Origin of the sequence: Halorussus lipolyticus (assembly GCF_029338375.1) — an archaeon.
Lineage (GTDB): Archaea > Halobacteriota > Halobacteria > Halobacteriales > Haladaptataceae > Halorussus > Halorussus lipolyticus.
This window is the reverse complement of the sequence record NZ_CP119805.1, coordinates 406,714-430,223: the sequence shown is the minus strand read 5'-3', so window position 1 is coordinate 430,223 and position 23,510 is coordinate 406,714. Positions and strand designations below refer to the sequence as shown.

Annotated in this window: 22 protein-coding genes; 12 read left to right on the top strand and 10 right to left on the bottom strand. The window is 65.0% G+C overall.

Annotated elements, in window-relative coordinates:
* Positions 1 to 59: 59 nt before the first annotated feature.
* The 4 genes from P2T57_RS19055 to P2T57_RS19040 all read left to right on the top strand — a co-directional run bounded on the left by P2T57_RS19055 (position 60) and on the right by P2T57_RS19040 (position 4,672).
* Positions 60 to 536 carry a DUF456 domain-containing protein gene (locus P2T57_RS19055; RefSeq protein ID WP_276302330.1) on the top strand — a complete coding sequence of 159 codons (477 nt, stop codon included), beginning with the start codon at positions 60 to 62 and terminating at the stop codon, positions 534 to 536.
* Positions 537 to 569: 33 nt separating this feature from the next.
* Positions 570 to 1,124, top strand: coding sequence for a DUF192 domain-containing protein (locus tag P2T57_RS19050; RefSeq protein WP_276302329.1), 555 nt, complete (start codon positions 570 to 572; stop codon positions 1,122 to 1,124).
* 478 nt (positions 1,125 to 1,602) lie between these two features.
* A complete protein-coding gene (locus P2T57_RS19045) occupies positions 1,603 to 1,878 on the top strand; it encodes a hypothetical protein (RefSeq protein ID WP_276302328.1) in 276 nt (91 codons plus the stop codon).
* Between the two features lie 49 nt (positions 1,879 to 1,927).
* The gene (locus P2T57_RS19040) at positions 1,928 to 4,672 is read left to right on the top strand and encodes a cation-translocating P-type ATPase (protein WP_276302327.1); all 2,745 of its coding nucleotides are present in this window, start codon (positions 1,928 to 1,930) and stop codon (positions 4,670 to 4,672) included.
* A 17-nt stretch (positions 4,673 to 4,689) separates the two neighbouring features.
* On the opposite strand, the gene P2T57_RS19035 is transcribed toward P2T57_RS19040, so the two are convergent.
* Positions 4,690 to 5,469, bottom strand: a complete 780-nt coding sequence (locus P2T57_RS19035) for a CbiX/SirB N-terminal domain-containing protein (RefSeq protein ID WP_276302326.1) — start codon at positions 5,467 to 5,469, stop codon at positions 4,690 to 4,692.
* Positions 5,470 to 5,650: 181 nt separating this feature from the next.
* Entirely contained in the window at positions 5,651 to 6,409 is a 759-nt protein-coding gene (gene cobA, locus P2T57_RS19030) for a uroporphyrinogen-III C-methyltransferase (protein WP_276302534.1), read from the bottom strand.
* Between the two features lie 649 nt (positions 6,410 to 7,058).
* Here cobA and P2T57_RS19025 point away from each other — a divergent pair.
* From P2T57_RS19025 to P2T57_RS19015, 3 genes are read left to right on the top strand one after another with little or no spacing between them, the layout of a single operon-like run.
* Positions 7,059 to 8,378 (top strand): cobyrinic acid a,c-diamide synthase, encoded by a 1,320-nt coding sequence (locus P2T57_RS19025; protein WP_276302325.1) that lies wholly within the window; start codon positions 7,059 to 7,061, stop codon positions 8,376 to 8,378.
* Between the two features lie 2 nt (positions 8,379 to 8,380).
* On the top strand, positions 8,381 to 9,076 hold the full coding sequence (locus P2T57_RS19020) for a cob(I)yrinic acid a,c-diamide adenosyltransferase (RefSeq protein ID WP_276302324.1): 696 nt from the start codon (positions 8,381 to 8,383) through the stop codon (positions 9,074 to 9,076).
* A 19-nt stretch (positions 9,077 to 9,095) separates the two neighbouring features.
* Positions 9,096 to 10,646 carry a cobyric acid synthase gene (locus P2T57_RS19015; protein ID WP_276302323.1) on the top strand — a complete coding sequence of 517 codons (1,551 nt, stop codon included), beginning with the start codon at positions 9,096 to 9,098 and terminating at the stop codon, positions 10,644 to 10,646.
* Positions 10,647 to 10,703: 57 nt separating this feature from the next.
* On the opposite strand, the gene P2T57_RS19010 is transcribed toward P2T57_RS19015, so the two are convergent.
* On the bottom strand, positions 10,704 to 12,479 hold the full coding sequence (locus tag P2T57_RS19010) for a Rieske (2Fe-2S) protein (protein WP_276302322.1): 1,776 nt from the start codon (positions 12,477 to 12,479) through the stop codon (positions 10,704 to 10,706).
* Between the two features lie 252 nt (positions 12,480 to 12,731).
* Here P2T57_RS19010 and P2T57_RS19005 point away from each other — a divergent pair, with 252 nt between their 5' ends.
* A complete protein-coding gene (locus tag P2T57_RS19005) occupies positions 12,732 to 13,343 on the top strand; it encodes a hypothetical protein (RefSeq protein ID WP_276302321.1) in 612 nt (203 codons plus the stop codon).
* Between the two features lie 42 nt (positions 13,344 to 13,385).
* Here the strand turns inward: P2T57_RS19005 and P2T57_RS19000 are convergent, their stop codons facing one another.
* The 4 genes from P2T57_RS19000 to P2T57_RS18985 all read right to left on the bottom strand — a co-directional run bounded on the left by P2T57_RS19000 (position 13,386) and on the right by P2T57_RS18985 (position 18,309).
* Positions 13,386 to 14,627 (bottom strand): ABC transporter ATP-binding protein, encoded by a 1,242-nt coding sequence (locus P2T57_RS19000; RefSeq protein ID WP_276302320.1) that lies wholly within the window; start codon positions 14,625 to 14,627, stop codon positions 13,386 to 13,388.
* A complete protein-coding gene (locus tag P2T57_RS18995) occupies positions 14,620 to 15,708 on the bottom strand; it encodes an ABC transporter ATP-binding protein (protein WP_276302319.1) in 1,089 nt (362 codons plus the stop codon). Before P2T57_RS18995 ends, P2T57_RS19000 begins: the two co-directional genes overlap by 8 nt.
* Complete coding sequence (locus P2T57_RS18990) at positions 15,705 to 16,949, bottom strand: ABC transporter permease (RefSeq protein ID WP_276302318.1); 1,245 nt, start codon at positions 16,947 to 16,949, stop codon at positions 15,705 to 15,707. Before P2T57_RS18990 ends, P2T57_RS18995 begins: the two co-directional genes overlap by 4 nt.
* A gap of 157 nt (positions 16,950 to 17,106) precedes the next feature.
* Positions 17,107 to 18,309: a hypothetical protein gene (locus tag P2T57_RS18985; RefSeq protein WP_276302317.1), complete on the bottom strand. Its 1,203-nt coding sequence runs from the start codon at positions 18,307 to 18,309 to the stop codon at positions 17,107 to 17,109.
* A 323-nt stretch (positions 18,310 to 18,632) separates the two neighbouring features.
* Between P2T57_RS18985 and P2T57_RS18980 the strand changes: the two genes are divergently transcribed.
* Positions 18,633 to 19,616 carry an ABC transporter permease gene (locus P2T57_RS18980; RefSeq protein WP_276302316.1) on the top strand — a complete coding sequence of 328 codons (984 nt, stop codon included), beginning with the start codon at positions 18,633 to 18,635 and terminating at the stop codon, positions 19,614 to 19,616.
* 12 nt (positions 19,617 to 19,628) lie between these two features.
* On the opposite strand, the gene P2T57_RS18975 is transcribed toward P2T57_RS18980, so the two are convergent.
* From P2T57_RS18975 to P2T57_RS18965, 3 genes are all read right to left on the bottom strand, one after another.
* A complete protein-coding gene (locus tag P2T57_RS18975; protein ID WP_276302315.1) occupies positions 19,629 to 20,306 on the bottom strand; it encodes a hypothetical protein in 678 nt (225 codons plus the stop codon).
* A 107-nt stretch (positions 20,307 to 20,413) separates the two neighbouring features.
* Positions 20,414 to 21,004: an AsnC family transcriptional regulator gene (locus tag P2T57_RS18970; RefSeq protein WP_276302314.1), complete on the bottom strand. Its 591-nt coding sequence runs from the start codon at positions 21,002 to 21,004 to the stop codon at positions 20,414 to 20,416.
* A gap of 2 nt (positions 21,005 to 21,006) precedes the next feature.
* On the bottom strand, positions 21,007 to 21,228 hold the full coding sequence (locus P2T57_RS18965) for a hypothetical protein (protein WP_276302313.1): 222 nt from the start codon (positions 21,226 to 21,228) through the stop codon (positions 21,007 to 21,009).
* A gap of 251 nt (positions 21,229 to 21,479) precedes the next feature.
* Here P2T57_RS18965 and P2T57_RS18960 point away from each other — a divergent pair, with 251 nt between their 5' ends.
* The 3 genes from P2T57_RS18960 to P2T57_RS18950 all read left to right on the top strand — a co-directional run bounded on the left by P2T57_RS18960 (position 21,480) and on the right by P2T57_RS18950 (position 23,510).
* A complete protein-coding gene (locus P2T57_RS18960; protein ID WP_276302312.1) occupies positions 21,480 to 22,253 on the top strand; it encodes a hypothetical protein in 774 nt (257 codons plus the stop codon).
* Between the two features lie 25 nt (positions 22,254 to 22,278).
* Positions 22,279 to 22,782 carry a hypothetical protein gene (locus tag P2T57_RS18955; protein ID WP_276302311.1) on the top strand — a complete coding sequence of 168 codons (504 nt, stop codon included), beginning with the start codon at positions 22,279 to 22,281 and terminating at the stop codon, positions 22,780 to 22,782.
* Between the two features lie 359 nt (positions 22,783 to 23,141).
* Positions 23,142 to 23,510, top strand: a complete 369-nt coding sequence (locus P2T57_RS18950; protein WP_276302310.1) for a TFIIB-type zinc ribbon-containing protein — start codon at positions 23,142 to 23,144, stop codon at positions 23,508 to 23,510.

Here is a 23,510-nt window from a genome sequence, read left to right as displayed (position 1 = left end):
AGGAGCCTGCCGACTCGAAGGCCGGAATCGCTAACCGGTGCGAGACCGAAAACCGGGGCATGGACGTGTTCTTTCTCGTAGCCGTGGCGCTTCTCCTCGCGGGGGTTGTCGGAAGCGTTGTGCCAGTCGTTCCCGGCGCGGCCCTGTCGCTGGTGGGAATCTACCTCTACTGGTGGTCGTCGGGCTACGCGGTGCCCGGCCTCGCGGTGCTGGTCGCGTTCACGCTGGTCGGACTGTTAGCAATCGTCGCCGACCAGTTCGGCGGGGCGCTGGCCGCGAACGCGGGCGGCGCGTCGATGCGGACCACCGCGCTGGCGAGTCTGGTGAGCATCCCCCTGTTCTTCGTCGCCGGGCCAATCGGTTTGGTCCTCGGCATCGCTGGCACGGTGTTCGCCGCCGAGTTCTACCGAACCAAGAGCGCGGGACAGGGCGCTCGGGCGGCCGTCTTCGCCGCCGTCGGGGTCCTCGGTTCGGCCGTGGTCCAGTTGGTCGTCACCCTGTCGTTACTCGTCGGCTTCCTGTTCGTCGCCGTCTAACCTTTTTGGTCGGCCGAGGAGTATAGTAACAACATGAGGCCACACGCGGTACTTCTGGTGGGGGCACTGGTCGTGCTCGCTGGCTGTATGGGGGGAATCGGTGGGACCGGCGACGGGTCGCTGGCCGACGCGAATCGGCAGGCCGACTCGCCCGCACCGCCGACGACGACCGACGTAGAGCGAGTCGTCAACGCGACGTTCGTGGTCGAGGACGAGGAGAACGCCACCGTATCGCTCATGGTCGCCGACGAACCCGACGAGCGCCGGTCGGGGTTGATGCACCGGGAGTCGCTGGCCAACGACACCGGAATGGTTTTCGTCTACCCGAACGCCCGGCAGGTCTCGTTCTGGATGAAGAACACCCTGATTCCGCTGGATATGATATTCGTCGCCGAGAACGGGACCGTGCTGAACGTCCAGCACGCCAGCGTCCAACCGAACGCTTCGACCGGTGAACTGGCGAACTACCCGAGCGACGGACCGGCGAAGTACGTCGTGGAACTCCCGCGCGGGTTCGCCAATCGGACCGGCGTCGGTCCGGGGTCGAAGTTAGTGTTCGACGACGACGCGCCGACCGCGACGGAGTAAGTGTCTGGCCTCGACATCGGGGCCTCGACCGCACTCGTAGACGTATTTACCGATAGTAGAGAAATAAATTCCAGTGGCAAAGAATTACAGAGGAGTCTATCGGTCCCGATGTTCCTCTCGGAGTCTCACGACGAGGACGGGCGATTCGACAGCCCAGTCCCGCTGAGGAACACAAAGCATTTAAGCGATTAGTGTGACCGAACGAATACCTCGGGTAGGGGTACACGAGGTATATTCTTTCGAGGAAAGCCGGTGAGCCGAAGGTACGTCAATCCGGGGCGTGAGAAGGAGAGGCACGGTAGCGGGAACCCGAGGAGACGGACATTCGGAGCAGTTTGCGTTTACGTTTGCGTAAACGAAATCGAAAACGCTCGGGTTTCGCGCCTGTCCTCAGGCAGTTGCCAATTTCTCGGAGGCCGGGAATCGAGGACGATTGATATGCGACTCGGGAACGAACTCCACGTCGGGAGGTCAAAACATGTCCGAGCCACGGATTCCGGGCGAGCGAATCGAGCGGACTCGGTACGGAGAGCGCCAACACGAGGCCGTCGGCGTCGGAAACCCGGCGCGCTACGGAGACCCACAGCACGACCTCGAGCGGACGAATCCCGACATCGCCGACCGATTGGGCTACGACGACGACCACTGGGACGACTACCAGTCGGACAGCGACGAAACCGACCGGGAGAGCGACGCCGGGCGACCGATAGCCGAGTCTGCGTCCGCGTCTGGCGCGGTCGGCCACCTCGCGTAGCCCGGTACGTTTTCGGAACTGGACGACGTGCGTTTCGACGGTCTTCTCGATGGACTGGCACGCCGAACCCCCCAGCGAGGTCCGCGATGCCCTCGACACCACCGAGGAGGGCCTCTCCCAAGCCGAGGCCGAGAGACGCTACGACGAGTACGGCCCGAACGAGATTCGCGGGGAGCGCGAGGTATCGGCGCTCGCGCTGTTCGTCGCCCAGTTCCGCAATTGGTTGACCTACCTGCTGGTGGTCGCCGCGCTCCTCTCGCTCGGCGTCGGCTTCCTGCCGGGCCAGAACCCCGAGTACGCCGAGGCCGCGCTCATCTTCGCCATCCTGCTGGCCAACGGCCTGTTCGGCTTCGCGCAGGACTACCGGACCGAGCAGTCGATTCAGGCGCTCCGGTCGCTCTCGACGCCCGACGCGACGGTCCTGCGCGACGGCGAGAAGCGAACGGTGGACGCCCGCGAGGTCGTTCCCGGCGACGTGTTCTTCGTGACGCAGGGCGACGTAATTCCCGCCGACGGCAGACTGATTCGGGCCGAGAGCCTCGCAACCGACGAGTCGGCGCTGACCGGCGAGAGCGCCAGCGTCGAGAAATCGACCGAGGCGGTCGGGGCCGACGCGCCTCCCGCCGACCGCGAGGGGATGGTGTTCATGAACACCCACGCGGTGGGCGGCCGAGGCACGGCAATCGCGGTGGCGACCGGAATGGACACCGAAGTCGGGGCCATCGCCGAGCAGTTGGGCACGACCGACGAGCCACCGACCCCGTTTCAGGAGGAGGTCGATGCCCTCGGCAGGCGAATCGCGGGGCTGACGCTGGCAATCATCGCGTTCGTCGCGGTGGTCCAACTGCTGTTCACCGGTGCCGCCCCCATCTCGGTCCTGCTGGTGGCGGTGACGCTGGCAGTCGCGGCGGTGCCCGAGGGCCTGCCCGCGGTGGTCACGCTGACGCTCGCGCTCGGGTCCCGGCGACTCCTCCGGAAGGACGCGCTGGTCCGGCGACTCCCGGTGGTCGAGAGCCTCGGCGCGGTGGACACCATCGTCACCGACAAGACCGGGACCCTGACCGAAAACGAGATGACGGTCCGGCGGGCCTACGCCGGAGGCGAGACCCTCGTCCTGCCGACCGGCGAGCGCGAAGCAGTCCCCGCCCGAGCAGAGGAGCGCGCCGAAACCGACGGGAGCGGTACCATCCCGCCGGAACTGGTCGTCCTCCTCCGGACCGGCGCAATCTGCAACGACGCCGAGCGCGCCGAGGACGGAGCGACGGACGAATATCGCGGTGACCCGACAGAGGTCGCACTCGTCCGGTCTGCCGACGAGGCCGGCGTCGAGTGGCACCGCGAGCGCCGCAGAGAAATTCCGTTCTCGTCGGAGCGAAAGCGCATGACCGTCGTGGCCGAGCAAAGCGAAAACGAAAGCGTAAGCGGAAACGTAAACGCAAACGCAAACGTTCCGACGGCCTACGTCAAGGGCGCGCCGGAGGTGATTCTGGAGCGGTGCGACTCGGTGCTGGAGGACGGCGAGGAGAGTCCGCTGACTGACGACCGGCGGGCCGAGATTCTGGACGCGAACAGCGAGTTCGCGGGTGACGCCCTCCGGGTGCTGGGGTTCGCGCGCCGGGTCGGCGTCAATCCCGACGCGCCCGACGACGAGTTGGAGAGTGGGTTGACCTTCGTCGGTCTCCTCGGGTTGATGGACCCGCCCAGACCGGAGGTCGCCGACGCGGTGGCCGACTGCCGGCGGGCCGGGATTCGGACCGTGATGGCGACCGGCGATAACGTCGAGACGGCGAAGGCAATCGGCGCGGAACTGGGCTTCGACCCCGAGGACGCGCTGACCGGGCCGGAAGTCGAGGCGCTTTCCGCCGACGAACTCGCCGAGCGCGTCGAGAGCGTCGAGGTGTTCGCCCGCGTCTCGCCGACCCACAAGGTCGAGATTCTGCGAGCGTTGCAGGACAACCACCACACGGTGGCGATGACCGGCGACGGGGTGAACGACGCCCCCGCCCTGAAGCGCGCCGACGTGGGCGTAGCGATGGGCCAGCGCGGGACCGACGTGGCCAGAACCGCCTCCGACGTGGTGCTTCGGGACGACAACTTCGCCACGATTCGGGACGCGGTGGCGGAGGGCCGCGGGGTCTTCGACAACGTTCGGAAGTTCGTCAACTACCTGCTGTCGGCCAACGCGGGCGAGGTGCTGGTGGTTTTCGTCGGCGCGCTGGTCGGGGCCGCGTTCTTCCCCGAGACCTTCGCCGGGGCCGACGAGGCCGTGGTCCTCACGCCGGTCATGCTCCTGTGGGTGAATCTGGTGACTGACGGCCTGCCGGCGCTGGCGCTCGGGGCCGACCCCAAGTCGGAAAACGTGCTGAAGCGCCCGCCGAGAGAGTCCACCGAGCGCGTGGTGAACCGCCGAGTGATGGTCTCCATCGGAGTCATCGGCGTCCTGATGACGGTGACGGGATTGGCGCTGTTCTTCTACGGACTGGTGGAGGCGACCCTCGTCACAGCCCAGTCGGTGCTGTTCACCTTCCTCGTGGCCATCGAGATGGTCCGGATTCAGCTGATTCGGTCGCGCTACGACCTCTCGGTCGTCTCGAACCGGTGGCTGGTGTCTGCGATTGGGGTGACGCTGGCGCTCCAGTTGGGGATTCTCTACACGCCGATTCGGGCCGCCTTCGGCGTGGTTGCGCTCGGCGCGACCGAGTGGTCGTGGATAGGGGTCGGGTTCACGGGATTCGTCGTCCTCGCGCTCGGAGTCCGGGCGGTTCTGGGCCGGATGTTCGGAGAAGAAGCGTAGCGAGGACCGAAAGCCAATCAGAGCGCGCCGCGGCCGTCGGTCGCCACCGGTCGCCGGGCCTGTGCGAGCGAGGCCTCGAAGGAAACGGCGGCGTCGTCGCCGGCGAGGACGCGCTGTTTCTCGACTTCGGCGCGGACGGCGCGGGTGATTCGCGGGTGGGCACCCAATGGGTCGGCGTACTCGATACCGCCCCGGTCGAGTTCGAGTTTCGCCGGAATTCGGTCGTCGGTGGCCTCAGTCCGGTAGGCGAACAGCGGGACGGCGACCGCGCGGTCGTTCGAGACGTTGTAGCGGGCGCACTCGACGGCGGGGTTCTGGACGAGATAGCTTGTGACGACCTCGCCGTAGTCGGTCTGGTCGCGGATGCGGGCGGCGTGGTACTCGGCGGTCTGGCGCTGGTAGGGGAGCGAACTGCTCCCGAAGGCGACGACGACGACGGAGGCCGACGACGAGGCCGGGACGCGGGCGGTCGCTCGCTCGACCAGCACGCCGGTCACGGCCGAACTCCGGCCGACGGGTTCGCAGTAGCGCACGTCGCCCGAGACGAACGAGAGCGCGGCGGGCACGTCGTCGGTGGTCCCGTGGGTGTGGGCCGTCCGCATCGGGACCACGTAGGTCGCGTCGGCCGAAATCGACTCGAAGGTCTCGCGCAGGTCCGCGATGGGTTCCGCGCCGTAGAACGCGGTGTGGACCGATTCGGCCACTCCTCGGTTTCGGAGGCGGTTGGCGTGCGTTCGGAGAACGTCGCGTGCGTCCGGGGTGTCCGTGCCGACGAGTACGAGTGCTTCCTCTGTCATTGGTTGTCCTCGCGCCGCCCAATCAACTGAATTTTAATTACTCCAATTGGGCTTGATTCTGTCGATGCGCGCGTCCCCCAAATATGTTTTGACAACGAGTCGGGGCGGTTCGCAGAAACCTCACTCGACGCGATACTCGCCGCACGCAGAACTGCGCACAGCGAACTATCGGCGGCAGTGGTCACCTGTCCAACCACTCGCTCGTCTCGCTCCGGACGCCAACCACGTCGCCGACCACCGTGACCGCAGGTGGTTCGATGCCGGTCTCCTGCTTCGCGTCCTCGATGGTCGCCAGCGTGGCCGAGACGGTCCGCTCGTCGCCCCACGTCGCCTTCTGGACCATCGCAACCGGGGTGTCGGCCGGGACGCCGTGGTCCCGGAGCGCGGAAACGTTGTTCGAGAGTCGCCGGACGCCCATCAGGACGACGAGGGTGCCGCCGCTGACCACGGTGTCGGCCAGCGCGTCCCAGTCGAGCGCGCTCTCGTCCTTGTCGGGAGTCTCGTGGCCCGTGATGACGGTGACGCTCGACGCGCAGTCGCGGTGGGTCAGCGGGATGCCCGCGACCCCCGGCGCGGCGACGGCGCTGGACACGCCCGGTACGACCTCGAATGGCACGTCGGCGTCCGCGAGGTATTGGGCCTCCTCGCCGCCCCTCCCGAAGACGTGCGGGTCGCCGCCCTTGAGTCGGACGACGGCCTCGCCGTCGCGCGAGCGGTCCACCAGCATGTCGTTGATTTCGCTCTGGGAGGTCCGATTGGGCGGGCGCTTGCCGACGTTGACGACTTCGACCGACTCGGAGAGTTGGTCGAGGACGGCCTCCCCCACCAGCGAATCGTGGAGAACCGCGTCGGCAGATTCGAGGAGGCCCCACGCTCGGCGAGTGAGCAGGCCGGGGTCGCCGGGTCCGGAGCCGACGAGGTACACTTTGCCGCCGGAAATAGGCGCGGAGGCCGACGTGTCCGCGGATTCCGCGTCGGTAGGTTCCGGCGCGCTCCCGGCCGAAGCGCCGTCTGTTCCGTCCACGGTATCGGTGGTCGCACAATCGCCGACGGAATCGACCCGCGACGACGCCCCGGTTCGGTCGGTCGCTCTCGCCCGGTCTGACTCCGCCGCCGTGTCGGCGGGCGACTCGAACCCGGCGCTCGGTCGGGTGGCGTCCGGTCCCGGCCCGAGCGACGAGCGGTCGGCGCGGTGCTCCTCGTCGGCGTCCGCCCCACGGCGGTCACCGCTGTCTTCGTTCATCGGTTATACAAATACTTTTTACTTACTTCAATCTTGCTTGTACTACTGCGGTTGTACTGGTGGCCGGGAGCGACAACGGAGGAATTTCGGCCGCCACTGCCGAACAGCACCGGGTGGGTGAGAGTAGGGGTGAGCGACAGCGAGCGACGTGGAACCAAAGTGCAAGTATCAAATTAATTCTTTCATCCATAATATTATTTGTTATACCTCAATTAAGTTGTCCGTTCTCTCCGACCGCCGACCGGGACGGCCGAAACCACAGCTAATTAAACTGTGCTTGTTGTAACTACGGAACGATGGTACTTCGGCGAGGAGACAGCGAAACACAGCGTCGGGAGGCCCGAGCGTGAAAGGGTTCCTCCTCGGCGGAACGAGTTCGGGCGTCGGCAAGACCGTCGCAACGCTCGCGGTGATACGAGCGTTGCAGGACGACGGGCACGCGGTCCAACCCGCGAAGGCCGGTCCGGACTTCATCGACCCGAGCCACCACGAGCAGGTCGCCGGACGCCCGTCTCGCACGCTGGACTGCTGGCTTGAGGGCCGTGAGGGCCTCCGGCGCAACTACCACCGCGGCGAGGGCGACATTTGCGTGGTCGAGGGCGTGATGGGCCTCTACGACGGCGATGGCTCCAGCACCGCGATGGTGGCCGAAGCACTGGACCTGCCGGTAGTCCTCGTGGCCGACGCCAGCGCCGGGATGGAGAGCGTGGCCGCCACGGCTCTCGGCTTCCGGGAGTACGCCGAGCGAGCGGGCCGCGACGTGGACGTTGCGGGCGTCCTTGTTCAGCGCGCTCACGGCGGCCGCCACGCCGAGGGCATCCTCAAGGCCCTGCCCGACGAGTTGACCTACTTCGGGCGCATCGGGCCGAACCCCGACCTCGAAATTCCGGACCGACACCTCGGGTTAGAGATGGGCGACGAGCGACCCCTGAGCGAGGACGCGCTCGACGCCGCGGCCGAGAACATCCGGACCGACCGACTGCTGGCGACCGCTCGGAAGCCACCCCGACCGAATCAGACCGACCGGGCCGACTCGGCCACCGACAAGCGAATCGCGGTCGCTCGGGACGCCGCCTTCCGGTTTTGCTACCCCGCGACGATGGAACGACTCGGGGCGCGGGCCGAGGTGACGACGTTCTCGCCGGTCGCGGGCGACGACCTGCCCGACTGCGACGGGGTGTACCTCCCCGGCGGCTACCCCGAACTCCACGCCGACCGACTTGCGGAGAGTCCGGCCCTAGAGACGCTCGCCGACCGCGCCAGCGAGGGACTGGGGATTCTGGGCGAGTGCGGCGGCCTGATGGTCCTCTGTGAGTCGCTGACCACGACCGAAAGTGAAGCGAACGAGGACCGCGAGACCTACGAGATGGCGGGCGTCCTGCCCGCCGACGTGGAGATGCGCGACCGGTATCAGGCCCTCGACCACGTGGAACTGACCGCCCGCGACGAGACGCTGACCGCTGGCGCGGGCGATTCGCTCCGCGGCCACGAGTTCCACTACTCCAGCGCCGACCCCGCGTCAGACGCCAGATTCGCCTTCGACGTGGCCCGCGGCGACGGCATCGACGGCGAGCGAGACGGCCTGACCGAGTATCGGACGCTGGGCACCTACTGCCACCTCCATCCCGAAAGCGGCGCGTTCGACGCCTTTGCGGAGAACATCTGACCATGACGGACGAGCAATCAAAGAGCGAGAACGACGAGAGCGAGCGAGCATCGACCGACGAGACGAGCAGGCCGGTCCCGACCGGAACCATCGACCCTTCGACCCCCGACGAGTTCGGTCTGGTCCAACTCTGGTGGGGCGACGGCAAGGGCAAGACCACTGCGGCGATGGGAATGGGATTCCGTGCTGGCGGCCACGGCTACCGGGTCCACATGGTCCAGTTCATGAAGGGCGGCGCGGGAAGCGTCGAGGACGTTCGCGGCGAGTACGAGGCCATCGAGCAGATTTCGGGGTTCACCTACGAGAACACCGGCCACTACGGGTGGCACGGCTTCCTCGACGGGTCCGACGACGACGAACACACTGCGCAGGCCGAGGGCGGTCTCGCGCGCGCAAAGAACATAATTAAGGCTTCCAAAGGCGACACCGAACCGATTCCCCTCGACGCGGACCCCGACGAGGGCGTCCACATGCTGATTCTGGACGAGATTCTGTACGCCGCGAACCGGGGTCTCCTCGACCCCGACGAGGTGGTCGAACTGGTCGAATCGAAGCCAGACGACCTCGAACTGGTTCTGACCGGAGGCCACGACCGGCCCGACTACGCCTGCGAGGTCGCAGACCTCGTGACCCACGTCGAGAAGGAGGCCCACCCCATCGAGTCGGGCCACTCGGCCCGGAAAGGGACCGAGTACTGATGGCCGAGACAATCGACCCGTGACCAGAACCCTGCTGGTCGCCGGGACCGCCAGCCACGTCGGCAAGAGTACGGTCTCGGCGGGCCTCTGTCGGGCGCTGTCGGACGCTGGCGTCTCGGTCGCCCCGTTCAAGGCCCAGAACATGAGCAACAACGCCCGAGTCGCGCTCTCGCCCGACGACGAGAGAAGCGCCGAGGGAAGTAGCGCCGCGGAGACCGACTGGGGCGAAATCGGCGTCTCCCAGTACGTCCAAGCCCGGTCCGCCCGAGTCACGCCGACGACCGACGCGAACCCGATTTTGCTCAAACCCCACAGCGACGGCGAGAGCCAACTCGTCGTGCGGGGCAAGGCGGTCGGCCACTTCTCGGCGGGGTCGTACTACGACGACCACTGGGAGACGGCCAGAGACGCCGCGAAGGCGTCCCACGACCGACTCGCCGACGACCACGAGGTCGTCGTCGCCGAGGGCGCGGGGTCCATCGCCGAAATCAACCTCCACGACCGCGACTTGGCGAACGTCGAGACGGCCCGGTTCGCCGACGCCGAGGTGGTGGTCGTGGCCGACATCGAGCGCGGCGGCGCGTTCGCCAGCCTCTACGGCACCCTCGAACTGATGCCAGACGACGTGCGCCAGCGGGTCGTCGGCGCAATCATCACGAAGTTCCGCGGCGACCGGTCGATTCTCGAACCCGGAATTGCGGAGTTCGAGGACCGAACCGGCGTGCCGGTGCTGGGCGTCCTGCCCTACGACGACCCCGGTCTGCCCGAGGAGGACAGCGTTTCGCTCCCATCGCCGGGCGAGCGGTCGGTGAGAGGGCAAGACGACGGCGTGCCCGACGCGAGCGCGGTCACGGTCGCGGTGCCCCGGTTCCCGCGGGCCTCGAACGTCACCGACCTCGAACCGCTGGCCCGCGAACCCGGCGTGCGGGTGGCCTACGTCCCGCTCGATTCCGACCTCACAGACGCCGACGCCGTAGTTCTGCCGGGGACCAAGAACACGGTGGACGACCTGCTGGCGCTCCGCGAGGCCGGATTCGGGGACGCACTCGCCGACTTCGACGGGCCGGTGGTCGGTCTCTGCGGGGGCTACCAGATGCTCGGCGAGCGAATTACGAACGCCAGCGTCGAAGGGACCGGCGAGCGCGAGGCGGTCGCGGGATTCGGTCTCCTCCCGGTCGAGACCCGCTTTTCGGCGGACAAGCGCGTCGAACGGGTCTCGCGGTCGGTCGATGGCGTCGGGCCGATAGCGGGAGCGACCGGGGCGACCTCGGGGTACGAGATTCACGCGGGCCGGTCGGCGGTGACGGAGGCCGTGGCGGATGGGGAAGCAATCGCCCGGCCTCTCGGCCCGGAGAGCGCGGCGACCGGCGACGTGCTTGGAACCTACCTTCACGGCCTGTTTGAGAACCGGAACGTCCGCGAGGCGTTCGTCGCTCGGGTCTTCGAGTCCGCGGGGAAGTCTCGCCCGGAGCGCGAACAAAACAGGCAGTCGCCCTACGACGCCGCGGCCGAGTTGATCCGCGAACACGTCGATTTGGCGGCGCTGGGCTTCCCCGCGGTGTCGGAGTGAGATGGAAACAGTACTCGTTCTCTAAGCACGCTTTTCGTTTCTTTAAGAAACATACAGTTAGTCTCGGTCGGCCTCGTGGACTGCCTCGCCGCGGTGTAGCCTGTCCGCAATCGTGTAGGTCTGTTCGGCCGAGCGCCGGGTCGGGACGTGGGCCGAGACGTACCGGGCGGTGGCGACCATGTGAGTCCGGGCGCGGTCGGAGTCGTCGGTCAGGTCGAACTGCTCGAAGGCGGCCTCGACGTTCTGGAGCGTGTGGAAATCGGCGTCCTCGCGGAGCAAGCCCTCGCCGAGGACCCGCTTGAGTTCCGCCGGGTCGCCGCCCTCGCGGAGGTAGGCCGCGACCAGTCTCCCGGCCGTATCGACCTCGCCCTCCTCGTCGAAGACCGAGAGGAGGTCCGCCCGAAGGTCCTCGGGGGCCTCGACCTCCGTCCCGTCGGGAATCGGCGTCGGCGGCGTGTTGAGGAACCGGTCGAGGTAGACGCTCATCGCGCCAGCGAACGCGCCTCGATAGCCGGCCATCGAGTCGGTTCGGAGGGCGGCCTTGTGGACCGCGTTGGCGTAGGAGTAGGTGTGATGCACCGTGTCCCAGTCGTTGAACTCGTTGGAGGTCCCGAACTGAGCGACCCGCCTTCCCGCAGACTGCGCGACTTCGCCGGCCAGTTCGGCGGGGGTCGCACCCTTCCGGACCGCAGATTTCATCCCGGTGATGATTTGCTCGGGGTCGTCGCCGAGGAGCGTGTCGGCGAACCCCTCGGGCGCGTCCCAGTCGGCGTCCTCGCCCTCGGAAGCGAGGCCGGGGAGTTCGTCGGCGGCGTCGAAAGTGAGTTCCGCGATGTCGATTGGCTGACGCCACGACGACTGCTCCTCGGACCGGGAGGCCTCGGTGAGTCGGGGAATCACGCTCGGCAGAATTTCGCTTGCGTGTTCCCACCCCACGTGGTCCAGCGCCTCGCAGGCCTTGTTGATGAAGTCGAAGGTGTGGCCAGACGCCATGTAGAGGTGGTCGGTCGCCGAGAGATAGAGGATGTCGGCGACCTCCTCGGGGGAGAGGGTTGCGATTGCGGTCTGCAAACACCGCTCCGCGCCGTCCCTATCCCGGACCTCGATGGTCTCGCGGAACCACGATTCGAGGCGGTCGCGCGAGAGGTCGCGGGCCGAAAACGACGGTTGGTCGAATTTGGGCGGTTCGCCCTGACAGTTCTGGGCCACCCGGTAGAGACCTGTGTAGAGCGCCCGACGCTGGTCGTCGGGCCGGAGTTCGCCGTGGAGGTTCGCCATCGCCGACAGGATGGTTAGGCCCGAACTCCACCCGTCGTCGCGGTACCGCGCGCCGAACCGCAGGCCGGTTTCGAGCGGGTCGGTGTAGGCCACGTCCTCGTCGGCCAGTCCGATGACCGACTTGGCGAGGACCAACCGCAGACTCTCCTCCAGTCCGGTCCGAAGCCGATTCGACCAGTGTTCGACCGGCGGGAGGTCGGGGTCCGGATGGGGATTGACGTACACATCGCCGTCCCGGACTTCGACCGGAAAGCTCTGCACGTCGTCGGCCCACGGGTCGAAAGTGTCGCCGCAGGAGAGTTCGAACCGGGCGTGGTGCCAGTGGCAGGTCAGGATGCCGTCGTCCACGGTCCCGTCGGCCAGCGGGAAGCCCATGTGGGGACACCGGTTGTCCACGGCCTGAAACTCGTCCTCGTGGTGGAACAGCGCGATGGCCCGACCGTCGGCGCGCGTCACCATTCGGCCCTCCTCGCGGAGTTCCGCGGCGTCCGCGACGCGGACGAACGACGTTTCGGCGGAGGGTGAATCGTCGGACGTTGGGTCGTCTGTCGCCATACAGAGAAGTATGCTACCATCCCTCAAAACGATTCGCGGAAACGAAGTTTAGTATGGAAATCGACAGTTTGTGGGAGAAATGTAGATAACCGAGACTGCTGTGCATTTTATATCCTAACAAAAATATAAATAGGGTATACATCATTTCCACATATATGAAATACAGTCAACAATTCCGGCCAGACATCACCCGTCGGAAAGTACTACAAACTGTTGGTGCAGGGAAAATCGGCTCACCCGTCAATTGAATTAATGAGTCTCGAACAGAACCCGAAAGCCGCGGGAATCGCAAGCGTCGTTCTCGCGGTGATAGGACTGGCCTCGCGCATCACCTACCCCGCCTTCGAGGGTGCATTAGTTTACGTGCGCCCGCTGGTCGCCTTCCTGCTCGTCGCGGCGATTGGGGCGGCCTACGTTTCCAGAAACAGGCGCGCAGACGTGTCCGACGGAATCAAGGTCGCGGGTATCGCAAGCCTCGTCGCAGTCCCCATCCTCACGCTCTTGGAAGTCGCCGGTGGGGTCGTTCTCTGGAATCAGCCAGTTTCGAGTCGGCTTTCGATAGGCGTCGTCCTCGTCATCGTCGTTCTGAACACCATCGCGCTGACTGTGGTGCCCATCACGGCCATGTTCGCACTTGGAACGGCACGCTCGCTCCGCGAATCGGCCAGTATCGTGGGTCTCCTCGTGGCCGTCTGCTGTCTCGCGGTCCTCCCGCTAATCGTCGGGTCCGGGTTCGGCCTTGCGGAGATGACGAACGTGACAGTGACGGTCACGACCGCGATACTACTCGGAACGCCGCTGTTCGTGTTCGCTCGGTTCGTCGAATCGGACGAGTTACAGTTGCACCACGCCGGACAGACGTAGGTCGAGAACTTCCGGTCCGGGAAACCCGAACCGCCCTCGCGGTCAGTTCTCCACACCGGACCGCTTCTCGTGCAGGTGACACGCTGACGGATGCCCGGTCTCCGTCTCTCGGAGTTCGGGACGCTCGCGCTCGCAGACCGTCTCGAACTCCCGAGCCAGTAGGTTCCGGGCCGACTCGGGGTCACCCGACGCCAGCGAGTCGATGGCCGACGAGACGACCTCCTCGGCCTCCTCATCTCCGAGTTCGTCCGGAATCCCGAATCGTTCCCGAACCCCGCCAGCAAGCGCCTCGCCGTCCGGTGTCTCGGGGTCGAACTTGCCGTCTTCAAGCGCGACCCGGAGGTCCATCACGGCCCGCCAGTTCGCTTGGTCGAAGTCGTAGTCCTCCGGTTGGATAATCTCGGGACACCGCGTGTGGAACCGGCATCCCGAGGGCGGGTCCGAGGGCGAAGGCACGTCCCCGGAGAGGAGGACCTCGCCGGCGCGCTGGCCGGGGTCCGGCGCGGGAACCGACGAGACCAGCGCCCGAGTGTAGGGATGTTGAGGGTCGGCCAGCACGTCCCCCGTCGGTCCCTCCTCTACGATTTCGCCGAGGTACATCACCGCCACCCGGTCGCAGATTTCTCGGACGACGCTCATGTCGTGGCTGATGAGCAGGATGGCGAGGCCGAACTCGCGCTGGAGGTCGTCCAGCAGGGAGAGAATCCCGGCTTGGACCGACACGTCGAGCGCCGAGACCGGTTCGTCGGCCACCAGCAGGTCGGGATTCAAAACCAACGCCCGCGCGAGGGCCGCCCGCTGTTTCTGGCCACCGGAGAACTGGTGGGGGTAGCGGTCGGCGTCGTCGGCCGACAGGCCCACCCGCTCCAGCAGGTCGGCGACGATTTCGCGCCGACGCGCCCCGTCGTCGAGGCCGTGAATCGAGAGGGGTTCGGCGACCGATTCGCCGATAGTCATCCGCGGGTCGAAACTCGACGTGGGGTCCTGAAACACCATCCCGGCCCGCCTGCGGAACTCCCTGCTGTCGGCCGAATCGCGCTCGTCTACCGTCACGCCGTCGAACGAGACCCGGCCGTCGGTGGGTTCTTCGAGGCCCATCAGGGTGGTCGCGACGGTGGACTTGCCGCATCCCGATTCGCCGACCAGTCCAAGGGTCTCGCCGCGGGCGATTTCGAAGCTCACGCCGTCTACCGCGCGGACTCGACCGGTTTCCCTGCGGAGCGGTCCCTCGGTGATGGGGTAGTGCTTCTGTAAGTCCCGGACCGAGAGAAGCGCGTCAGTCATCGGTCCCCTCCTCGGCGATGTGCGCCGGTTCGGGCGTCGTCTGGGGGTCGAGGACGCCGGGGTCGCGGTCCGGACCGTAGAAGACGCAGGAGACGCAGTGGTCCTCGGCCGGTGAGCCTTCACCGGCGCTCCCGCCGCCTTCGGCACCCTCACCGCTCCCGGCGTCGTACAGGTCGGGTTGCTCGCCCTCGGCACACTCCGGGACCGCAGACGAGCATCGCGGGTGGAACCGACAGCCTCCGGGCGGGTCGGCCGGGTCGATGGGGTCGCCCGGAATCGGGTCGAGCGCCGACCCCCAACCGGGCAGACACCGGAACAGGGCGCGGGTGTAGGGGTGGCCCGGCGAGTCGAAGATGTCGGAGACGCCGCCGCGTTCCATCACTTTCCCGGCGTACATCACGACGATTCGGTCGGCGACCTGCGCGGCGACGCCGAGGTCGTGGGTGACGAACAGGACGCCCACGTCGCGCTCCTCTCGTAGTTCGCGCAGGAGGTCCAGAATCTGGGCCTGAATCGTCACGTCGAGCGCGGTGGTCGGTTCGTCGGCCACGACGAGGTCCGGGTCGCCCGCGAGGGCCAGCGCGATGACGACGCGCTGTTTCTGGCCGCCCGAGAACTCGTGGGGATAGTCGTCGTATCGGGCCTCGGCCTCCGGAATCCCCACGCGGTCGAGAAGGTCAGTAGCGACTTCGCGGGGCGATTCCGAGGAGTCAGACAGGTCGCGGTTGCGCGCGACGGCCTCGCGGAGTTGCTCGCCGACCGAGTACACCGGGTCGAGCGCGCCCTGCGGGTTCTGGAAGATGTGGGCGATTTCGGCTCCCCGGACCTCGCGGAGGTCCTCCTCGGAGCGGTCCAGCAGGTCGCGGCCGCCGAATCGGATTTCGCCGTCGAGGTCGGCCGAGACGAGTCGGGTCAGGGCCTCGCAGGTGACGGTCTTGCCCGACCCCGACTCGCCGACCAGACAGACGGTCTCGCCGCGGGCGACTTCGAAACTCACGCCGTCTACCGCCCAAACGTCACCACCGGCCTCTGCGTCGAATCGGGCGCGGAGGTTCCGGACCGACAGCAGGGGGTCGCTCATCGGTGTCCTCCGCCGTTCGTACCGCCGGTCTGGCTGGTCTTACCGTCGGTTCTGGGGTCCAACACGTCCCGGAGCGCGTCGCCGAGGAGGTTGAGCGAGACCACGGTGGCCACGAGGAACCCGACCGGGGCGGCCACGGACCACCAACCGAGGGTCGGGAAGTTGGCGTCGTGGATGTTGGTCTCGATGAGGTAGCCCCACGACTGGCCCTGCATCGGGCCGAGACCGAGGTACGAGAGGGTGGTCTCGATGACCAACAGCATCGGAATCTGGAGCGTGATGGCGGTGACCACCGCGTTCGAGACGTTGGGCATCAGGTGTCGCCGGACCACCGCGAGGCGACCGCTCCCGGCGGCTTGGGCCGCCTTGACGTAACCCGTCTCGCGCTTCTTCAGGGCCTCGGACCGGACGAGTCGGGCGACCCCGCCCCAGTTGAGCAGGCCGAAGACGACGACCATCAGCAGGAGGCTTCCGCCGTAGAGGAACTGCGCGACGAGGTAGACGAAGAAGGCGGGGATGACCTGCTGGAGGTCCACGTAGCGCATCAACAGCGAATCGACCCGGCCGCCGAACTGGGCCGAGACGGTGCCGACCACGGTAGCTATCGGGACCAGAATCGACCCGGCGACGAACGCCAGTTGGAGTTCGATGCGCGCTCCGCGGGCCACGAACGCCAGCACGTCCTTGCCGGTGTTGGTGGTGCCCAAGGGGTGGAGGAGGGTGCCCCAGCACTTGCCGCCCGAAATCGGGCCGCTACAGACCGGCGTGGCGTACTCCGAGACGCCGAAGCCGACCGGTGGCTGGTAGATGGGAATCCCGTACCGGCCTTCGGTCGCACCCATCCCCATCGGTGCCGTCTCGGGGTCGCCCAGAATCACGGGACCGACGAGCGCGAACAGCGCGAAGAAGACCAACCAGCAGAGACTGGCGACAGCGAGTCTGTCCCGGCGCAACTGCCGCCAGTAGCGCCGCGTCAGGTGGCGATTCTGCGCTAGCGGCGCGACCACGTAGCAGGCGAACGCCGCCACGCCGACCAGCGACAACCAGTCGAGCGCGGTCGGCGACCACCCAGCCACGAGCGGGCCGTCCGCGAGGAGATAGTCGTAGCCGAACGCCACCGCGAGGACGCCGAGCGCAGTCAGGAAGGCGAGCGTCCTCCCGGTCGGCGAGCGGTTGCCGTCGTCCACTGCCGACCAATCGACCTCCTCGAAGGTGGCGCGGTCGCCGGAACCCGTCGCCACGGGTTACCGTCCTCCTCGGTGTCCTCGGGACCAATTCGCATGGACTGGCATTTGAATTGGGAAGTCATAGCAAGATTACTAAAGCGTTTGGTTTGGCGTTCGTGTGGGGTGGTTCTGGTCGGTGGCGAATGAATATGTCCAGATTCTGCAAGTAGGTCTACCCTTCGTCTTCGTTAGTCGCCGACTCACCGTTACTTTGCTCGGACTCAAACTCAAAGGGTAGTTCCCACGTCCCGTCAGCGGTTTCCGCACCGTCCATCTCCTTCAGCGTCTCGTCAGTCTCGCTCATCCAGTCGAGCATCCTGAGTTTGTCGTCAAGGAACCCACTCGTGTAGATGCCATGCCGTGTGAACTGACTTTGATTTATATTAAAGAACGAGTACACTTCCTCCCGTGTTGCGTCCGCGTCCATCGGCGATTCCTGCGGATTCTCCAAAATCTCACCATACTCGTCAACGTACTCCTTAAGTGCCTTCCGGTGGGCTTCTTCGGTTCGATACCAAGTAGTCTCGTTCTCGTGTTCGATTTCGCCCCAACTCCGACTTCGAAGTCGGCGATAGAACGCATCGACAAAATCACCAAAAAGGAGGGTCGCGTCTTGCTCAACGTGTGAAGTATGTTCACCGACGAATGAATAGAGTTCACTCTCTAAGTCGGCTTTCGAGATTTCGGTTTGACCCTCAAATCGGTCCATGAGTTTCGTATAGGCCTCGTCAAAGTCAATCCACAACCGAAGGTCAGTATTCTGAGCTGTTATCGCCACCCACTCGCGGTCGTTTAGCCCCGTTTCAATCGCAAGCCGGTACGCCGTAACTCGCTCAGACGTGACTTCTTCAACCCGAGCGAGTTGCTGGAAACGCTCTTCAAGATAATCTTCGAGTGCAGTATTAGAGACAACGGTTTCCTGTCCGGCCGTGGTGAGTACCGCACCGAGGTCGTGGATTAGTGGTTGTCCGTCGTCATTCGCATCACACCGGTAGACATAGACTGCTTCTGCATCCTCAAAAGGACTACCGGAGAAGCAGTAATCCGGGTTGGCGTAGAGCCAGCCTGCGCGAGTGAGTTGGCTGGTGATTCGATCTGCCCCATTTTCGACAACGGCGGTTGACGTATTTTCGTCGCCGATGAAAAAAGTAATATCATCGTGAGTGAGGACGAGTTTCCCGTTCGTTTTGGCGAAGGCGTAGACCTCGCTGTAGTGTTCTCCGGTTTTCTTGAGAAGTGGCTTTAGCTTTCCGCCCCGTTCTCGGTGATACCGGTTTTTGATTGAGTCGTAGACGCGTTCGGCATACTGATAGCTTCGCTCATCGTCTTCTGGTAGTGGAAAGTAACTTTCGTCAAGCCAATACCCTAATTGCATCGTATAGATGTCAGTGAGAGCATAATAAAAAGGTGTCTACTGAGAATAAGTTAACTTTATTTTATGGGAAATAGTAGAAGTGAAGTCTAATTTCCGAGTATTTTATACTATGGCTTCTAACCAACCAGTGAATACAAAATATACCTATATCTAAGCAATATATACATGTTTTTAACATAGGTTTAATTTCACCTAAGAGATACCGGGCCACCGCCTCCAAGATTACTGCCCGAACCGACCAATTCGAGCGACTCACCGAACCGCCAACCTCGTATCAAGACGACAAACTTTATCAACCCGGTGTGAGATTCACAGCCAAACTCGTGAACGACACTCGTTGGTTCCTACTCAAGCGAATCGCGTGGACGGTGTTCGCCGCCTACCTCCTGCTGTCTGGCGCGTTCTTCGTCTTCGCGTACACCCCCGACCCGAACAAGACGCTGGTCTCGTTCGCCGCCGCGGACCCCTCGGACCCCCAGAACATGTCCGAGGACTCCCGCGAGGCCGTCGCGGCCTACGAGGAGGCCCGCAATTATAACGAGCCAGTCCTCGACCGGTACGTCAAGTGGATGGTTAGCTACGCGACCCTCGACTGGGGGACCTCGTGGACCACGGGGCAACCGGTGACCGAGGCGCTGGCCGAGCGCATCCCGGTGACGCTGGCGTATCTGGTGCCCGCAATCGTCCTCTCGACGCTGTTGGGCGTCGGCGCGGGGTTGGTCTCGGCGATGAAACCGCAGGGCGTCGTGGACCGCCTGACCGCGGCGTTCAGTTACGTCGGTCTCGGTATTCCGGGATTCGTCCTCGGCGAACTCCTCCTGCTGGCGTCAATCTTCCACTTCTCGTGGTACCGGGCGTACTACGACCCGCGATTCGGCCTCTGGACCGCCGAGAATCTGGCCTCACTGGCGCTTCCGGCGTTCGTGGTCGCGCTGAACCTCCTCGCCGCACAGGCCCGCTACGCCCGCGCCGAGTCCCGCGAGTACCTCCCCGCCGAGTTCGTCAAGACGCTCCGGGCCAGCGGTGCCGACGCCCGGACCATCGGTCGCCACGTCCTGCGCAACGCCGCGCTCCCGCTGTTGACCGTGTTCTTCGCCGAACTGCTGACCGTCCTCTTTTTGACGGTCTACGTCATCGAAGTCGTCTTCGAGATTCCGGGCGTCGGCCAGTTGGCCTACCGCGCCATCGAACAGCGCGACATCGGGACGATTCTGGCGACGACGCTCCTGCCGGCGTTCGTGGCGCTCCTCGGTAATCTCTTGCAGGACTTCGCGTACACCGTGTGGGACCCGCGAGTCGGCGACTGACGGCGGTTTGGCTCAGAGCCGATAGCCGTTCACGTAGACCGTCGCCGGACCGGCCAGTCGGAAGTGGGTGACGCGACCGGTGTAGTCGAACGTGTCGGTGCCCCGCTTCGGCCCGACGTGGCCGTAGACCGACCCGGACCACACCTCGTCGCCGCTATCGACCTGCCGGACCGACCCCCGAACGTCGAACTCGTAGGTGGCAATCCCGCCGCCGTCGCTGTCGATGCGTATCCGATTCCGGCCGCCGGGGAAGTCGTGACGCGTCAGGTCGTTGGGCGGCCACCGGTTGCGGGCGTCGATTCGCCACCCGTTGACGAACACGCTCGCCGGTCCCGCGAGCGCGAGTCGGTCGAGGCCACCCGTGAAGTGGAAGGTATCGACGCCGCGCTTCGGGCCGACGTGGCCGTAGGCCCAGTTTCCGGAAATCGTGTCTCCTCGGGCGTCGGCGTCGGCCCAGAGGCTTCCGCCCGCGACGAACTCGTAGGCCGCGAGTCCGCCGCCGTCGCTCTCGACGCGGATGGTGTTGCTCGCTTCGGCCTCAGCGTCGGTCGCCGCCTCTCCCGACACTTCGGAGGCCGACGAAGTGGACGCTGACACGGCCGAGGAGAGGCCGCCGAGGACCGACGCGCCGACGACTCCCCGGAGCAGTCCGCGGCGCGTGGTCGTCGCGTGCGATTCGTCTTGTTCCATGTTATCATGGCTCGCACGGAGTCACCTTACTTCACCGACTGCAAACTCGCTCATCCGGTGAACGGTCGGCGGAAAGGCCGAAAAATGCGGAGCGTGGCTTCGAGGACTCAGGCCGCTTCCTTCAGTTCCTCGTACTGCTCCTCGAACTGCGACTGACACGAGGTACAGCAGAACTGGTAGAGTTCGCCGTCGATGCGGAGGGATTCGCCCTCGCTGGTGACGGAGTTGCCGCACTCGTCGCACTCCAGCGCGAACTCGACGCCGCGGGGTTCGGGGTGCCACGTCGAGTCTTCGAGGAGTTTCACGTCGTACTCCCGGACCGCCTCGGTGTCGAGGGCGTCGGCCAGCAGGGGTTCGACCGCGCCGCCACGGAGTCGGGCGTGGAAGATGACGTGGCCGTCGGCGGTGACGAAGACGTGTTCGACGCCCTCGATTGCTTCGACGCCCTCTCGGATTTCCGAGAGGCGGCCGGGTTCGACGTGGAGGTCAACGAGGACCGCAACCCCGTCGGCGAGGAGCGACCGGTCCAAATCGACGGTGAATCGCCGGACGACGCCGAGGTCCTTCAGGCGCTCGATGCGGTCGGAAACCGTCGGCGGCGAGAGGTCCACGGCGTCTGCGATTTCGTTGTACGGGCGGCGGGCGTCGGCCACGAGCAGTTGGAGGATTTCGAGGTCGGTTTCGTCGAGTTCTCGCATTATCAAAGGGATTGACCCTCCGAGATAGAAACACTTTTCGTCATATCGCGGAAAATCGTGAGAATCCCAAACACGCCTCGGGGAGGGTCGGGAGAATCGGCCTCGCGCGCTCCGTCGGAAACGTCGGTGCCGGCGACGATTTCCACATCGTCCATCTCGTCGTAGATTCCGAGTTCGATGCTCCCGAGGCCACCCAGTCCGATGGCCCCCAGTCGAAGTTCCATACCCTCGGCGGGGTAGTTCTTCAATGTAAGTCTATTGATTTAAATTTTATTTGGGACTCAGACGGATTGGAATGTCAACTAGAAAGCTCGTCTATCGCCGAATCGCGTCATTTCTGGATAATACGTTTTCTCCCTTACAGTCGCTCGTACCCGGCCGATGACGTGTTTCTGTTCACCTAGAATACCTAACTTTGGCCGAGACTTGCGTCTCACAGGAGACCGATACGATGGGGGAAATTGCAGTTATCCATATGGATTTGATGTCCAAAGGGGGTAGGGAAGCGGTAGCGATGCACGTGTTAGAGGCCCTGCAATCGGACCACGACGTGACCGTGCTGACCCTGACGGACCCCGACCTCGGCGAACTCAACGACTATTTCGATACCGACGTGGACATCGAGGCCCTGACCGTCGAGCAGGCGGGCTATCTGGCCCAGTGGATGAACGACCAGTTCGGCCTGAAGTACTACGTCCTCCAGAACGCTCTGTTGGGGCGCTACGCCCGCAGGCGGAGCGACGAGTTCGACCTGCTGGTCAGTACCATCAACGAGTTGGGCCTCGAATCCAACTCGGTCCAGTACATCCATTTCCCGTTCGACTGGACCGTGAGTTGCGACGACCGGGACCACATCTTCCATCCGACCGTCGAGGAGGACTCCTTCTACGAGCGACTGGCGACCAGCGTGGCGGGAGTAGACCGCGAGGACATCAAGCACAACGCCCTGCTGGCCAACTCCGGGTGGACCGCCGACGTGGTGGAAGACGCCTACGGGACCTGCCCGCAGGTCCTCCACCCGCGAGTTCGAGGACCAAGCGTGGACCGACCGCGAGGAGGGCGTCGGTCACGGTGCCCTGAAGACTCACGAGGTCGGGGTCCGGCAGGGCGTCGAGGTGACTGCCGACCGCCCGGAGCGCGCCGGGGAGTTGGACAGCGATTTCGGGGCCGACCGCGGCGGCGTTCGAGACGGCACGTCCGGAAGAACCTCGACGGCGAGTCGCAGTGGCGGTTCGTAGCGATATTTTAAGGGACCGGCGCGAGACGACCCGGACATGGTTGCCCTCCAGCCACGGCGATTGATTCGAGAAGGCCTGCCGATTGCGGCGATTCTGACGTTCTGGAACCTGCTGGCGGTCGTCGCCAGCGAGCAACAGGTCGGCGGCCCGGTCGGGGCCGCGGGAGTCGTCATGGCCGCGCTCTACGTCCTCGTCCGAGGCGTGGCGCTCTCCTCGGAAGTTCTGCCGCCGATGACCGGCGATGTGAAGGGTGTCCTCTACGAGAACGCCAGTCTCGCGGTTCCGGCCGGGGCGTGGTTCCTCGCTGGGATTGCGACGAACGCGCTCGGCGAACTGCTGTTCGCCTACGGACCGCCGTCGTTCGTCTCGACGCTGGCGAGTTCGCTCGGCGGCGCTGGCCTCGGCGTCGTCGCCATCTACGCCGTCGCGGCGGGGTCTCGGACGCTCGATACCGGACGAGTCGATGGTCGGCCGCCGGCGAACCGCGAGAGCGAGTCCCGCGACGGGACCGACGGCGACGGCGCGTCTGCGGACGACTGACGGCCAATCAGAGCAGATTTTCAGGTCGAACAGAGGAGGTACGCGGCGCGATGCGTTGCAGTGGGTTGCGGTGAGTCACGGGTGCAGAGCAGTCGCGGTACTCGTTTACCGGTGATAGCGACCCGCACGGTTATTTAGCATTACAGAAATTTCTTTGAAAAATATATTTAATTCTTAGAGGCATGTTTTCCTTTCCTAAAGACAACAGCGGCTATTTCGAGTGCCGGTGCCGTTTTCGGTAGTCGCACGGCGAACTCCGCGACTTGCGCGGCTATCTTCTTCGAGCGCATCTGGCTCGTAGTAGCGGAACGCGAGTAGTCTCGAAGTAATTATATGTTTGGAGACAGGAGTGCGGTATCATGGCCCACGGACGCGAACTCGACTGTCTCGAATGTGGCACCGAGCTATCACAACGACGGGAACACGGCGTGACGATAGATTATTGCGAGGACTGCGGGGGCGTGTGGCTCGACCCCGGCGAGTTGGAGGCGCTGACCGGCGGAAAGAAACACCACAAAAAGCACCACGACATCGACGTAGACGACGTGTTCGAGGAGGACGACGAGTACGACGAGTACGAGGACGAACAGGAAGAGGAGAGCGGAATCCTCGGAACGATTGCGGACGCACTAGGTGGCGGCGAAGAAGAAGAAGGGTGGGGCGAAGACGAGGAGTTCGAGGAGGAAGAAGACTGGGGCGGGGAAGCGGAGTTCGAGGAGGACTTCTAG